Source organism: Microbacterium petrolearium, from assembly GCF_054782875.1.
Genome location: NZ_BAAGRQ010000001.1, coordinates 87,099 through 100,114 on the forward strand (window position 1 = coordinate 87,099; position 13,016 = coordinate 100,114).

The 13,016-nt window shown below is 73.8% G+C and carries 11 protein-coding genes; 8 read left to right on the forward strand and 3 right to left on the reverse strand.

Translation table 11 applies throughout. From position 1 onward, the window contains the following. Positions 1-2: 2 nt before the first annotated feature. The 6 genes from ACYVJ0_RS00385 to mutM are packed head-to-tail and all read left to right on the forward strand — an operon-like array spanning position 3 to position 5,151. On the forward strand, positions 3-2,174 hold the full coding sequence (locus ACYVJ0_RS00385; RefSeq protein WP_460815264.1) for an ATP-dependent DNA helicase RecG: 2,172 nt from the start codon (positions 3-5) through the stop codon (positions 2,172-2,174). A gap of 55 nt (positions 2,175-2,229) precedes the next feature. Further along, complete coding sequence (coaD, locus tag ACYVJ0_RS00390) at positions 2,230-2,730, forward strand: pantetheine-phosphate adenylyltransferase (RefSeq protein ID WP_460815265.1); 501 nt, start codon at positions 2,230-2,232, stop codon at positions 2,728-2,730. A 50-nt stretch (positions 2,731-2,780) separates the two neighbouring features. Continuing rightward, positions 2,781-3,302, forward strand: a complete 522-nt coding sequence (locus tag ACYVJ0_RS00395; RefSeq protein ID WP_460815616.1) for a YceD family protein — start codon at positions 2,781-2,783, stop codon at positions 3,300-3,302. Positions 3,303-3,334: 32 nt separating this feature from the next. Further along, a complete protein-coding gene (rpmF, locus tag ACYVJ0_RS00400; RefSeq protein WP_248149085.1) occupies positions 3,335-3,544 on the forward strand; it encodes a 50S ribosomal protein L32 in 210 nt (69 codons plus the stop codon). A 10-nt stretch (positions 3,545-3,554) separates the two neighbouring features. Then, on the forward strand, positions 3,555-4,253 hold the full coding sequence (rnc, locus tag ACYVJ0_RS00405) for a ribonuclease III (RefSeq protein WP_449854295.1): 699 nt from the start codon (positions 3,555-3,557) through the stop codon (positions 4,251-4,253). Continuing rightward, the gene (mutM, locus tag ACYVJ0_RS00410; protein WP_460815267.1) at positions 4,246-5,151 is read left to right on the forward strand and encodes a bifunctional DNA-formamidopyrimidine glycosylase/DNA-(apurinic or apyrimidinic site) lyase; all 906 of its coding nucleotides are present in this window, start codon (positions 4,246-4,248) and stop codon (positions 5,149-5,151) included. Before rnc ends, mutM begins: the two co-directional genes overlap by 8 nt. A gap of 1 nt (position 5,152) precedes the next feature. Here mutM and cofD read toward each other — a convergent pair whose 3' ends face one another. The 3 genes from cofD to ACYVJ0_RS00425 are packed head-to-tail and all read right to left on the reverse strand — an operon-like array spanning position 5,153 to position 7,552. Further along, positions 5,153-6,127 carry a 2-phospho-L-lactate transferase gene (gene cofD, locus ACYVJ0_RS00415; protein ID WP_460815269.1) on the reverse strand — a complete coding sequence of 325 codons (975 nt, stop codon included), beginning with the start codon at positions 6,125-6,127 and terminating at the stop codon, positions 5,153-5,155. Between the two features lie 22 nt (positions 6,128-6,149). Next, entirely contained in the window at positions 6,150-7,229 is a 1,080-nt protein-coding gene (locus tag ACYVJ0_RS00420; protein WP_449854292.1) for a GNAT family N-acetyltransferase, read from the reverse strand. Positions 7,230-7,258: 29 nt separating this feature from the next. Continuing rightward, positions 7,259-7,552 (reverse strand): hypothetical protein, encoded by a 294-nt coding sequence (locus tag ACYVJ0_RS00425; RefSeq protein ID WP_460815270.1) that lies wholly within the window; start codon positions 7,550-7,552, stop codon positions 7,259-7,261. A 604-nt stretch (positions 7,553-8,156) separates the two neighbouring features. Here ACYVJ0_RS00425 and smc point away from each other — a divergent pair. Beyond that, a complete protein-coding gene (gene smc, locus ACYVJ0_RS00430; RefSeq protein WP_460815272.1) occupies positions 8,157-11,813 on the forward strand; it encodes a chromosome segregation protein SMC in 3,657 nt (1,218 codons plus the stop codon). Between the two features lie 10 nt (positions 11,814-11,823). After that, positions 11,824-12,975 carry a class I SAM-dependent methyltransferase gene (locus tag ACYVJ0_RS00435; protein ID WP_460815273.1) on the forward strand — a complete coding sequence of 384 codons (1,152 nt, stop codon included), beginning with the start codon at positions 11,824-11,826 and terminating at the stop codon, positions 12,973-12,975. Positions 12,976-13,016 lie beyond the last annotated feature (41 nt).

Below are 13,016 nucleotides of genomic sequence, written 5' to 3' on the forward strand. Positions count from 1 at the left end.
GCATGCCCTTCACGCTCGACACGCCGCTCGCGGGCGCCCTGCCGGCGAAGGAAGCGGGCGGGCTGAAGAAGGCGTTCGGCATGGAGAACGTCGGCGACCTCGTGGCGCACTACCCGCGCCGCTACGCGCTGCGTGGCGAGCTGACGCCCATCAGCGGGCTTGTCGAGGGCGAGACCGTCACGATCGTCGCCGAGGTCGTCGCCGTGAACAAGCGGCCCATGCGCAACCGCCGCGGCAGCATCCTCGAGGTCGTCATCAGCGACGGCCGCGGGCAGGCGAGCCTGACGTTCTTCAACCAGCCCTGGCGCGAGAACCAGCTCGCCGTCGGCAGCCGCGGCGTCTTCTCGGGCAAGGTCGGCTGGTACCAGGGGCGGCTGCAGTTCTCGCACCCCAACTTCCAGCTGTTCGAGGAGGGCGACGACGCCCTCCGGGCCGAGGAGTGGGCCAAGCAGCCCGTGCCGCTGTACCCGGCCACCGCCGCCATGCCGAGCTGGGACATCCAGAAGGCGATGGCGATCGTCCTGGACGGGCTCGGCGAGATCCCCGATCCGATCCCCGACGAGCTGCGCTTCCGCGAGTCGCTGCTCACGGCGCGCGAGGCGCTGGAGTTCGTGCACCGCCCCGCCACCGAGGAGCAGGCGCACGTGGCGCGGCACACGCTGCGCATGCACGAGGCGCTCGTGCTGCAGACGGCGCTGGCCCAGCAGCGGCAGTTCGTGCGGATGATGTCGGCCACGCGCCGCCCGGCGACCCCCGGCGGGCTGCTCGAGCGCTTCGACGCGGCCCTGCCGTTCGAGCGGACGCCCGATCAGGTCTCGGTGGGGCAGAGCATCGCGGCCGATCTCGTGGCGGACTGGCCGATGAACCGGCTCGTGCAGGGCGAGGTCGGCTCGGGCAAGACGCTCGTCGCGCTGCGGGCCATGCTGCAGGTGGCCGAATCGGGCGGTCAGTCGGCGCTCATCGCGCCCACCGAGGTGCTCGCGGCGCAGCACCTGCGCTCCATCACGCGCATGCTCGGTCCCGAGCTCGCGCCGCACCTCATGCCCACGCTGCTGACGGGCCAGATGGGCGCGGCCGAGCGCCGCAAGGCCGCCTTGCGGGTCGCGTCGGGGCAGGCGCTCATCGTCGTCGGCACGCACGCCCTGCTGAGCGAGAACACGACCTTCGCCGACCTGGGCCTCGTCGTGGTGGACGAGCAGCACCGCTTCGGCGTGGAGCAGCGCGAGACGCTGCGGGCGAAGGGCACGACGCCGCACGCCCTCGTGCTCACCGCCACGCCGATCCCGCGCACTGTGGCGATGACGGTGTTCGGCGATCTCGACGTGTCGACGATCCGGACCATGCCGGCCGGGCGCGCGGGCATCGAGACCTTCGTCGCGCCCGTCGGCGAGAAGCCGGCGTGGTTCGGGCGCGTGTGGGAGCGGGCGGCCGAGGAGGTCGACAAGGGCCACCAGGTGTTCGTCGTGTGCCCCGCCATCGACCTCGAGGCGAAGGGCGCCGCCGCCGTCGAGGACGATCCGGACGCGCTCGCGCCGCCCGTGGAGGGCGAGCAGACCGGGCCGCGCTGGGGCGTCGTGCAGCTGGCGGAGCTGCTTGCGACGCACCCGCGCGTGGGGCGCCTGCGCATCGCGACGCTGCACGGCAAGATGCCCGGCGAGGAGAAGGATCGCATCATGCAGTCCTTCGCCGCGGGCGACATCGACGTGCTCGTGGCCACCACCGTGATCGAGGTGGGGGTGGACGTGCCGAACGCGTCGACCATGATCATCCTCGACGCCGACCGCTTCGGCGTCTCGCAGCTGCACCAGCTGCGCGGTCGCGTGGGCCGCGGGGGAGTGCCGGGCCTGTGCCTGCTCGTCACCGAGGCCCCGCCCGAGACGCCCGCCCGCGCCCGGGTCGAGGCGGTCGCCGCTACGCTCGACGGCTTCGAGCTGGCCGAGGTCGACCTCGAGCTGCGCGGCGAGGGCGACGTGCTCGGCGACGCGCAGTCCGGCGTCCGCTCGTCGCTGCGGCTGCTGCGCGTGATCAAGGACGCCGGGCTCATCGCGCGGGCGCGCGGGGCCGCCGAGGCGATCCTCGAGGCGGATCCGCTGCTGGATGCCCACCCGGGGCTCGCCGACGCGCTGCGCCGTCGGGTGACGCAGCAGGAGCGCGCGGCCCTGTCCAAGGCGTGACGCCTGCCGGTGCCTCGCCGCCGGGAACCCGGCGCGTGCCAGTAGGCTGAGGGTCATGAGCAGCCGGATCGCCGTCGTGCCCGGATCGTTCGATCCGCCGACCCTCGGACATCTCGACGTGATCCGCCGGGCGGCGCACCTCTACGACCAGCTGCACGTGCTCGTGGTGCACAACCCCGACAAGGAGGCGATGCTGCCGATCGCGCAGCGCCTTGCCCTGCTGGAGGAGTCGATCCAGGACGCGGGCATCGCCGGCGACATCGTGATCGGCTCGTGGAGCGTGGGCCTGCTCGTCGACTACGCGCAGGAGGTGGGTGCGGGCGTGCTCGTGAAGGGCATCCGCACGCAGGCCGATGTCATCTACGAGACGCCGATGGCGGTCGTGAACAACCACCTCGCCGCCGTCGAGACGGTCTTCCTGCTCGCCGATCCGGCCAACTCGGTCGTCTCCAGCTCGCTCGTGCGGCAGGTGGCCGGCCTCGGCGGCGACGTGTCGCCGTATGTGCCCGGCCCGGTGGCCCGCTACCTCGTGCAGGCGACGTCGAGCGAGTTCTGACCGGCCCTGGGTCCGCCCGTCGCCGGTAGGATGGATGGGTGAAGACGCGACTGTCCGGACCCTTCGTGCTGCCCGCGCGCGACATCGTCCGCAAGCCCGGCGAGATGCGGGAGCATCACCTCGTCGTGCCCGCGCCCGCGCGCTGGGGTGAGGGGATCGTCACGGTGGAGAAGGGGCGCGAGCTCGATCTCGACGTGCGTCTCGAGTCGGTGCACGAGGGGATCCTCGTCACGGGCGACGTCGAGACCGTCTATGAGGGCGTGTGCGGGCGCTGCCTGCGCGACCTCGCGGAGCGCGTCGAAGTCGAATTCCAGGAGCTTTTCGAGTACCCTGGTCAGGAAGCGGCTGACTTCGAAGTTCAAGACGACCACGTGGATCTTGAAAATCTGGTCAGAGACGCCATTGTCCTCGCGCTTCCATTCCAGCCGGTGTGCCAGCCGGATTGCCCCGGGCTCGACCCGATCACGGGTGAGCGTCTGGCGGAGAGCTCCGGTGCAGCACAGCAGGAACCGGTCGATCCCCGGTGGGCTGCGCTCCAGGAATTCACCGACCCGAATGGTTCGGCGCGTTAAGGCGCCGCCCCGAGCACAGAAGAGAGTCAGTCATGGCAGGTAACCCCCCGAAGCGGAAGGTCTCCCGTTCCAACACGCGCTCGCGTCGCGCGCAGTGGAAGGCCGAGGCGACCCCCCTCGTCAAGACCGTCGAGAACGGCAAGGTCGTCTACAGCCGTCCCCACCAGGCCAAGGTCGTGACGGACTCGCAGGGCACCGAGCTGTTCCTGGAGTACAAGGGCCGCAAGGTCGCCGACGTCTGATCCCCGTCACGTGACGGAGATCCAGACTCACAGGTCTCTGATCGAGAAGCTCGGCGTCGACATCGACGCCGAGCTTCTCGATTTGGCCCTGACGCACCGCTCGTACGCGTTCGAGCACGGCGGCATCCCGCACAACGAGCGCCTCGAGTTCCTCGGCGACTCGGTGCTGAGCCTCGCCGTGACGTCGATGCTCTACGAGCGCTTCCCGAACGACGCCGAGGGCACGCTGTCGCGTCGCCGCGCGGGCGTCGTGTCGATGGTCGCGCTGGCGGCCGTCGCGCGCGAGCTCGGACTCGGCGCGCACATCAAGCTGGGGCGCGGCGAGGAGCGCACGGGCGGGCGCGACAAGGACTCGATCCTGGCCGACGCCACCGAGGCGATCTTCGGCGCCGCGTACCTCTCGGCCGGCCGCACGGCCGCGCTCGCGCTCGTGCAGCGGCTGATCACGCCGCTCGTGGACGACCCCGACCGCTACGGCGCCGTCGGCGACCCGAAGACGGCCGTGCAGGAGCTCGCCGCTCGGCTCGGCGTGGCGCCGCCCGCCTACGAGGTCACCGCCGAGGGCCCGGCCCACGACCGCCGCTTCACCGCCATCGTGCGCGTGGGCGACCGCGAGGCGAGCGGGCAGGGCGTCAGCAAGAAGCAGGCCGAGATGGCCGCCGCGCTGCGGCTGTGGCAGGACGCGCAGGACGCCCCGGCCCGTGCCTGAGCTGCCCGAGGTCGAGGTCGTCCGATCCGGCCTCGCGCCCGCCGTCACCGCGGCGACGATCCTCGGCGTCGAGGTCTTCGACCCCCGCGCGCTGACCCGCCACGCCGGCACGGCGGCGGACTTCGAGGCGCGCCTGGCCGGGCGCGGCATCCTCGGCGCCGCCCGCCGCGGCAAGTTCCTGTGGCTGCCGCTCGCCGACGCGGCCGCTGCCGGTCCCGAGGCACTCATGGTGCACCTCGGCATGAGCGGGCAGATGCTGCTGCGCGCGCCCGGCGCGCCGGCCGAGCGCCACGAGCGCGTGCGCTTCGCGATCGCGCACCCCGAGCACGGCGAGCTCGCGATCGTCTTCGCGGATCAGCGCACCTTCGGATCCCTCGCGATCGATCCGCTCGTCCCCACGCCCGACGGCGCGCCGGGCGGCTTCGGCGACGCCGCGCCGCTCGTGCCCGCGCAGGCCGCGCACATCGCGCGCGATCCCCTCGATCCGGCCTTCGACGACGCCGGGTTCCGCCGGACGCTGGCGCGCAAGGCGTCGGCGATCAAGCGCGTGCTGCTGGATCAGGCCGTGGTGAGCGGCATCGGCAACATCTACGCCGACGAGGCGCTGTGGGCGGCGCGCCTGCACCCCGAGACGCCCGCGTCGGCGCTGTCGACCCGCGCGGCGAACCGGCTGCTGGCCGAGGTGCGGGCCGTGCTGCGCAAGGCGCTGGCCGAGGGCGGCACGAGCTTCGACGCGCAGTACGTCAACGTCAACGGCGAGGCCGGCTATTTCGCCCACAGCCTCAACGCCTACGGCCGCACGGGCCAGCCGTGCCCGCGCTGCGGTAGGGCGATCGTGCGCGTCGCGTTCGCCAATCGCTCGAGCCACTACTGCCCGGGGTGCCAGCGGCGGCGCTGAGTCAGACCAGCTCGGCGGCGAGGGACAGAGCGTCGTCGGCGAGGCGGGCCGAGGTGTCGGCGTCGCGCATCCAGAGGGGGACCGCGCGGGTCTCGATGCCGACGTCGCGGATCGACGGCACGGCGGCGGCGTCCTCCTCGGCCACGAGCCAGCCGTCGAGCAGTCCGCCCGCGCCGCGCGCGCCGTAGTGGCGCGCGACCGCGGCGGCCGAGGTCTCGACGCCGATGGCCGCCAGGCACGCGTCCGCCATGCCGCGCACGACCGATCCGCCGATGATGCCCGACACCCCGACGATCGGGGCGGCGGCCCCGCGCAGCGCCTCGCGCAGGCCCCGCACCGCGACGATCGGACCGATCGAGACGACCGGGTTGGACGGGGCGAAGAGGATGACGTCGGCCAGCTCGATCGCGCCGAGCGCGCCCGCCGCCGGCTGGGCGAGTTCGATGCCGTGCTGCACGAAGCCGGTCGCGGGCAGCTGGGCGCGGTGGCGCACCCACCACTCCTGGAAGTGGATCGATCCGCCGCCCTCGAGGAGCACGTGCGTGTCGATCTCGTCGTCGGTGGCGGGGTGGAGCGTGGCGCCCAGCTCCCACCGCGCGCCGAGGCGCCGGTACACCTCCGACACCGTCGCGCCGCCGCGCAGCCATGCCGTGCGCGCGATGTGCGTGCCGAGGTCGAAGTCGCCGAGCGTGAACCACTCGGGCGCCGTGCCCCACGCCGCCAGCTCGGCCGAGACGCGCTCGGTCTCGCCCGCGCGACCCCAGCCGCGCTCGGCGTCGTTCACACCCGCGAGGGCGTAGAGGATGCTGTCGTGATCGGGGGCGATGCGCAGGCCCGACACCCACCAGTCGTCCGCCGTGTTGACCACCACGTCGATGCGGGCGTCGAGACCCTCGCGCCGCACGTGCTCGCGCACCCCCTTCACGAAGCGGGCGCCGCCCACCCCGCCCCCGATCACGACGATCCGCTGTGTCATGCCTCTACGGTAGGGGCACTCGTCAGCCGATCCGCTTCTCCCACGCGCCCGCGTAGGCGAGCGGGCGGAAGCCGACGCGCTCGTTGACGTCGAGCATGAAGCGGTTCTCCTCGGCGTTCCACGTGATGACGCACGGCGACTCGGGAACGGCCTCGCGCCAGCGCTCGAGGCCGACGCACTTCACGACCGATCCGAGGCGGTGGCCGCGGTGCTCCGGCGCGACGAGCGTGCCGTACTGCTCCGTCGGCTTCGTGCGGTCCGGTCCGATGCCGAGGTCGTTGTGCGCGGCGACCTGGCCCGTGGGCTCGTGGATCACGAGGACCACGCTGAGGCGGCGGCCGGCGCGCTCCTGGCGCTCGTCGCGGCGGCGCACGCGCTCAGCGTTCCACTCGCTCGCCTCCGACACCATCTCGCCCGTGGGCGCGTCGGTGGCCAGGCGCCCGAGGATGGCGGCGTAGCCGTCGATGTACTCCTCGGGCGTGCGACCTGTCCAGGTCACGACGCGGTAGTCCGGCCCGGCGGCCGCGAGTGACTCCTCGAGCAGCCGGTCGACCTCGTCGAACGAGCCGCGCAGGTCGAAGATGCTCGTGCGCTCCACCTGCTGCAGCGCGTACCCGTTGCGCACGAGCCGACGCGCCGGCACATCGTGCGGGATGCGCCCGAAGCCGGTGGGCGAGTCGAGCATGTCGCCCGACTCGCCCGCCGGGTGGATGGAGTAGACCTGCAGGGCGGTGCGCCCCGCATCGGCCGCGAGGTGCTCCGCCTCCGCGAGCATGCGGTCGTGGAGCTCGTCGTCGTCGAACTCCTCGGCCAGGTTCACCCACACCTCGGCCGCCTGCGCGGTCGTGTTCTCGTAGGTGCACACCGCTATGGCCGCGATGCGGTCGCCGACGCGCGCGACGAGGCCGTGGTGCGTGTAGTCGGTGGTGTTCTGCCACCGCGTGAGCACGTCCAGCTCGTCCTCGTCGATCAGGTCGGTGCGGGCGTTGCGCGCCCACTCCTCGTTGCCGATGCGCACCATGGTGCGGAAGTCGGCGGCGTCCGGGGCGTCGAGGGACTCCGGCACGTGCAGCGGGGCGATGGTCAGCGTGTCGCTGATCATGATGGTTCTCTTTCGTTCGTCGACGCGGGTCACGCGTGCGGATGGCGGGGGCCGGTCTGCCCCAGCGTCAGGTGGGCCTGCAGGAGGCGGCGGCGCTCCAGGAGCGCCTCGGCCTCGTCGCGGCGGATGTACTGGGGGCGGGTGCCCCACAGCGTCAGCCACAGTCCGATCCGCATCGCGATGCGGTCGGCGAGCGCGGTGCGGGGAGCGCGGGACTCCAGCGCGGCGATCGCCTCGGACGGGGGCCGGGGAGGTTGGGGCGGCCGGGGCTGCTGCTCGGCGAACGCCCGGTCACGGGTGGGGTGCTGCACGGTCTGCGACATGGCTCTGTCCTTTGTGAGGGGGAGGGGCGGATCGCGGGATGTGCGATCCGCACGCTGGGGAGGGCCTCCGACATCCCGGTGGGACGTGGAGACGACGGCTCACGGAGCCCCGCGGAGGGGCGGATCCGGGATCCATGAGGGACGCCGGGAGGATGGCGGCGCGACGGATCGCGGCCGGGATCCCGGGTGAGGCGCGCCGATCAGGCGGCGCGGCGGCGCATCAGATGCCCCGCGACCCGAGGGCCGGAGCGATGCGAGGGGTGCGGGAGGGCGTCAGCCGCGTCGACCGCGAAGGAGTCCGAATGCCAGATCCGGATTCCCGGCGCCGAGGAGAGCGGCGTCGACGACGGCACCCGTGCGGGTGTGCTTTGTCGTGATCATCATCGCGATCTCCTCTCGTGCCGTCGCGCGCCGATGCGCGCAACCGCAGATCACGTTAGGGCACCGGTGCAACGGGCGTCAAGGTTTCGTTCAGATTCGGGCGCCCGCCGGGCGTGTCGTGGTCGCCGTCCGCCGCCGATGACGCCGCGTGCGGCGCGGAACGCCGGGCGTCGCGCGGCGTGTCGGGTAGCGTGGATCGACTACGGCCGGAGGAGGAACGCGGATGCACCTGAAGAGCTTGACGCTCAAGGGGTTCAAGTCGTTCGCGCAGCCGACCACGTTCGTGCTCGAGCCGGGCGTCACGGCGATCGTCGGGCCCAACGGATCGGGCAAGTCCAACGTCGTCGACGCCCTCGCCTGGGTGATGGGCGAGCAGGGCGCCAAGAGCCTGCGCGGCGGCAAGATGGAGGACGTCATCTTCGCCGGCACCGCCACCCGCGGGCCGCTCGGCCGCGCCGAGGTGCAGCTGACGATCGACAACTCCGACGGGGCGCTGCCCATCGAGTACAGCGAGGTGACGATCAGCCGCACGCTGTTCCGCAACGGGCAGAGCGAGTACGCCATTAACGGCGAGTCGTGCCGCCTGCTCGACGTGCAGGAGCTGCTGAGCGACTCGGGTCTGGGCCGCGAGATGCACGTGATCGTGGGCCAGGGCCGGCTCGACACCGTGCTGCAGGCCACGCCCGAGGACCGCCGCGGGTTCATCGAGGAGGCGGCGGGCATCCTGAAGCACCGCCGCCGCAAGGAGAAGACGCTCCGCAAGCTCGAGGCGATGGAGCAGAACCTCACGCGCCTGAGCGACCTGGCGGGGGAGATCCGCCGCCAGCTCAAGCCGCTGGGCCGGCAGGCCGAGATCGCGCGCGAGGCGCAGACGATCGCCGCCGTCGTGCGCGATGCGAAGGCGCGCCTGCTGGCCGACGACGTCGTGCAGCTGCGGGCGGTCCTCGCCGACCACCACCGCAGCGAGCAGGAGCGCCACTCCGAGCGGCTCGTGCTGCAGGAGCAGGCCGACGGCGTGCGCGCGCGGATCGCGTCGCTCGAGGCGCAGCAGAACGCCGAGGCCGTGGACGAGGCCCGCCGCGTGGCGTTCGCGCTCGAGCAGGTGCAGGAGCGGCTGCGCGGGCTGTACACGCTCGCGAACCAGCGGCTCGCGCTGCTCGGCCAGGACGACGAGGACGCCGGCGCTGCCGTCACCGTGACGCAGGCGGCGATCGACGAGGCACGGGCCGAGATCGATCGCATCGCGGACGGCCTCGGGGCGGCGCAGGACGCCGTGCGGGAGGCCTCGCGCGAGCTGCTCACGGCGCGCGCCGAGCTGGACGCGCTCGACCAGGACATCGCCGAGCAGAGCGCGCTCGTCTCGGAGCACGACATGCGCATCGCGGCGCTGCGCGGATCGGCGGAGGCGGCCGAATCGGCGCTCGTCGCGGTGCGCGCGGCCGTCGAGCGGCAGCAGCGGGCGCTGGATGCCGCCCACGCGCGGCGCGTGGAGGCCGCGGCCGCGTACGAGGCGCTCGAGAGCGTCGAGGAGACCACCGGCACGGCCGCGCAGTTCCAGGCCGCGTACGAGGACGCGCAGCAGGCGGCGACCGAGGCCGAGGCGGAGCTCGAGCGGATCCGCGAGCAGCACCGCGCCGCCGAGCGCGAGGGCGACGCCCTCACGGCGAAGACGGCCGCGCTGCGCAGCGCGCTCGACGTGAAGAACGGCGCCGCCGAGCTGATCGCCCGCGGGGGCGACGGCATCCGCGGCCTCGTGGGCGACGCCGTGCAGGTCGAAGCGGGCTGCGAGGCCGCCGTCGCGGCCGTGCTCGGGCCGCTGGCGGAGGGCGTGCTCGTCGGCACGCGCGACGACGCGCGCGCCGTCGCGGAGCGGGCGGGCGACGTCGGCGTCGTCGACATCGTGATCGCCGACTCCCCGGCGGCCGCCCCGGCGTTCCCGTCGCTTCCGGGCATCGTCGCCGCGCGCGACGTCGTGACGGCGCCCGAGGGCGTGCTGGGCGTGCTCGCGTACGTCGCGATCGCCGACGACCTCGCGGCGGCGCTCGAGGCGGCGCCGGCCCTGGAGGCGGCCGAGCTCGGGGGCCCGATCACCGTCGTCACGCGCGCCGGCGAGGTGCTCACGGCGCACACGCTGCGCGCCGGATCCGGCGAGGGCCGCTCGCGCCTCGAGCTGCAGGCGGAGCACGACGCGGCGGCGGATCGGCTCGCGGAGGTGCGCGTGCTCGTCGAGGACCTCGGCGTGCAGCGCCGCGAGGCGACCGAGCGGCTGCAGTCCGCGCGCGCCAGGGCGAAGGAGGCGCTGCAGGAGCTGCGCCAGCACGACGCCCAGCTGGCGCAGCACGCCGAGCACGTGAACAAGGTCACGGTGCGGCATGAGGCGGCGGTGGCGGAGTGCGAGCGCCTCGAGGCGGGCCTCGCGCAGGCGCAGGCCGCCGTGACCGAGGCCGAGGCGAAGGCACGCGCGGCCGCCGAGGAGCTCGATCGCGCGCTGCAGCAGCCGCGCCCGATCCTCGACGCCTCCTCGCGCGACGGGCTGCTCGCGGCGCTCGAGAAGGCGCGCGAGGGCGAGATGGCCGCGCGGCTGGAGGTCGAGACGCTGCGCGAGCGCGTGCGCGCCGCCGAGGCGCGCGCCGTGGGCCTGGAGCGGCAGCGCGAGCGCGAGCGCGAGGCGGCCGCGCAGGCCGCACGCCGCGCCGTCATCCGCCGCCGGCAGCGCGAGGTCGCCGCCGGCGTGGCCGCCGAGCTGCCGCACCTCATGGACTCCGTCGACCGCTCGGTCGCCGAGGCGCGGCTCGCCCTGGCCGAGGCCGAGAGCGCCCGCTCGGCGATGTCCGAGGAGCTGCGCGACCTGCGCCGCCAGGAGGCGCAGCTGCGCGAGCGCCTGAGCGGGCTCACAGAGAGCGCGCACGGCCTCGAGCTGCAGATCCACGAGAAGAAGGTGCAGCTGAACAGCCTGCTCGAGCGGGTCTCGAGCGAGCTCGGGCTGGGCGAGGAGGTGCTCGTCGCCGAATACGGCCCGGACCAGCCCGTGCCGCGCGACGTCGCCGACATCACGCCCGCGCGCGAGACGGGCGAGCTGCTGCAGGGGGCCGACGAGGCGCTCGAGCGCGGCACGGGCGACGAGGCGCTGCCGCTCGCGGAGGACGCCGCGCCGGCGCCCGACGCGGCCGCCTCCGACGACGCCGCGGACGGCGAAGCGCCGGCGACGATCGCGTACGACCGGCGCATGCAGGAGCGTCGCCTGCGCGACGCGGAGCGCAAGCTCGCGCAGCTGGGCCGCGTGAACCCGCTGGCGCTCGAGGAGTTCGCCGCGCTGGAGCAGCGGCACAAGTTCCTCACCGAGCAGCTGGACGACCTCGTGCAGACCCGCAAGGACCTCATGACGATCATCGCCGACCTCGACGAGCGGATGCAGGCGATCTTCGCCGAGGCGTTCGAGGACACGAAGGCGGCGTTCGCCGAGGTGTTCCCGATCCTGTTCCCGGGCGGCACGGGATCGATCTCGCTGACGAACCCGGACGACCTGCTCACGACGGGCATCGAGGTCTCGGTGCGGCCGGTGGGCAAGAAGATCGAGCGGCTCTCGCTGCTCTCGGGCGGCGAGCGCTCGCTGGCCGCGGTCGCGCTGCTCACCGCCATCTTCAAGGCGCGACCGAGCCCGTTCTACATCCTCGACGAGGTGGAGGCGGCGCTCGACGACGCCAACCTCGGCCGCCTGCTGGGCGTGTTCGAGGCGCTGCGCGAGAACAGCCAGCTCATCGTCATCACGCACCAGAAGCGCACGATGGAGATCGCCGACGCGCTCTACGGCGTCTCGATGCGACAGGACGGCGTCTCGGCGGTCGTGGGGCAGCGGATCAACGAGCGCGCCACGGCATGAGCGGGCGGTCGTGAACGCCGTCGAGTGGCTCGACGCGCACGCCGCGCGGCTGCGCCGCCGGCCCGATCTCGAGGCGCACGATCTCGTCGCCGCCGACGCGAGCGATCGGCTCCTCCTCGCGGCGGCGGGGGACCTGCGCGGAAGCGACGCCGTGGTGATCGGCGACCGCCACGGGGCGATCGCCCTGTCGCTGGCCGCCACGGGGACGACGGTACGCGCGCATCAGGACGCGCTCACGGGCGAGCGGGCCGCGCGCCTGAACGCCGTCGACGCCGGCCTGGCCTCGCCCGCCGACGACCCGGAGGACATCGCGGTGCCCGGTGTGACATGGCACGACCTCGGCCCGGAGCTCGTGCGCGGCGCCCGCACCGTGCTGCTGCAGCTGCCGCGCTCCCTCGACGCGCTCGACGAGATCGCCGGTCTCGTCGCGGCGCATGCCGACGCGGAGGTCCGGCTCGTCGCCGTCGGGCGGGTGAAGCACATGAGCCACGCCATGAACGACGTGCTCGCGCGGCACTTCGGCTCGGTCGCCGCGGACCGCGGGGTCGGGAAGTCGCGCGTGCTGCGGGCATCGGGTCCGCGCGGCGCGGCCGGGCCGGCGTGGCCCCGCGCCGAGCGACACGACGATCCGCCGCTTGTCGTGTGCGCGCACGGCGCCGCGTTCGCGGGCACGTCGATCGACATCGGCACGCGCTTCCTGCTCGGCTTCCTGCCCGATATGCCCGACGCGCGGGACGCGATCGATCTGGGGTGCGGCACGGGCGTGCTCGCCGCCTCGTACGCCCTGGCGCGCCCGGGCGCCCGCGTGCTGGCGACCGATCGATCGGCCGCGGCGGTCGCGTCGGCCCGCGCCACGGCCGACGCGAACGGTGTCGGCGACCGGGTGGCGGTGCGCCGCGACGACGGCCTCGCCTCTTGCCCCGACGCGAGCGCCGACCTCGTGCTGCTGAACCCGCCGTTCCACTCCGACGCCGCGGTGACGGCGCAGCTCGCGCCCCGCCTGTTCGCCGAGGCGGCGCGCGTGCTGCGCCCCGGCGGGCAGCTGTGGTGCGTGTGGAACTCGCACCTGGGCTACCGGCCGCAGCTCGAGCGGATCGTCGGGCCGACACGGCAGGCCGGGCGCAACGCCAAGTTCACCGTGACGGCGTCGGTGCGCCCCTGAGGGCGGATCGGTAGGCTTCGTGCCACGTGCGAGACGGGAGG

Coding starts and splice junctions, on each gene's coding strand:
- smc (WP_460815272.1), top strand. CDS start 8,157: ATGCACCTGAAGAGCTTGACGCTCAAGGGGTTCAAGTCGTTCGCGCAG.
- ACYVJ0_RS00420 (WP_449854292.1), bottom strand. CDS start 7,229: ATGATCAGCGACACGCTGACCATCGCCCCGCTGCACGTGCCGGAGTCC.
- cofD (WP_460815269.1), bottom strand. CDS start 6,127: ATGACACAGCGGATCGTCGTGATCGGGGGCGGGGTGGGCGGCGCCCGC.
- ACYVJ0_RS00385 (WP_460815264.1), top strand. CDS start 3: ATGCCCTTCACGCTCGACACGCCGCTCGCGGGCGCCCTGCCGGCGAAG.
- rpmF (WP_248149085.1), top strand. CDS start 3,335: ATGGCAGGTAACCCCCCGAAGCGGAAGGTCTCCCGTTCCAACACGCGC.
- coaD (WP_460815265.1), top strand. CDS start 2,230: ATGAGCAGCCGGATCGCCGTCGTGCCCGGATCGTTCGATCCGCCGACC.
- ACYVJ0_RS00425 (WP_460815270.1), bottom strand. CDS start 7,552: ATGTCGCAGACCGTGCAGCACCCCACCCGTGACCGGGCGTTCGCCGAG.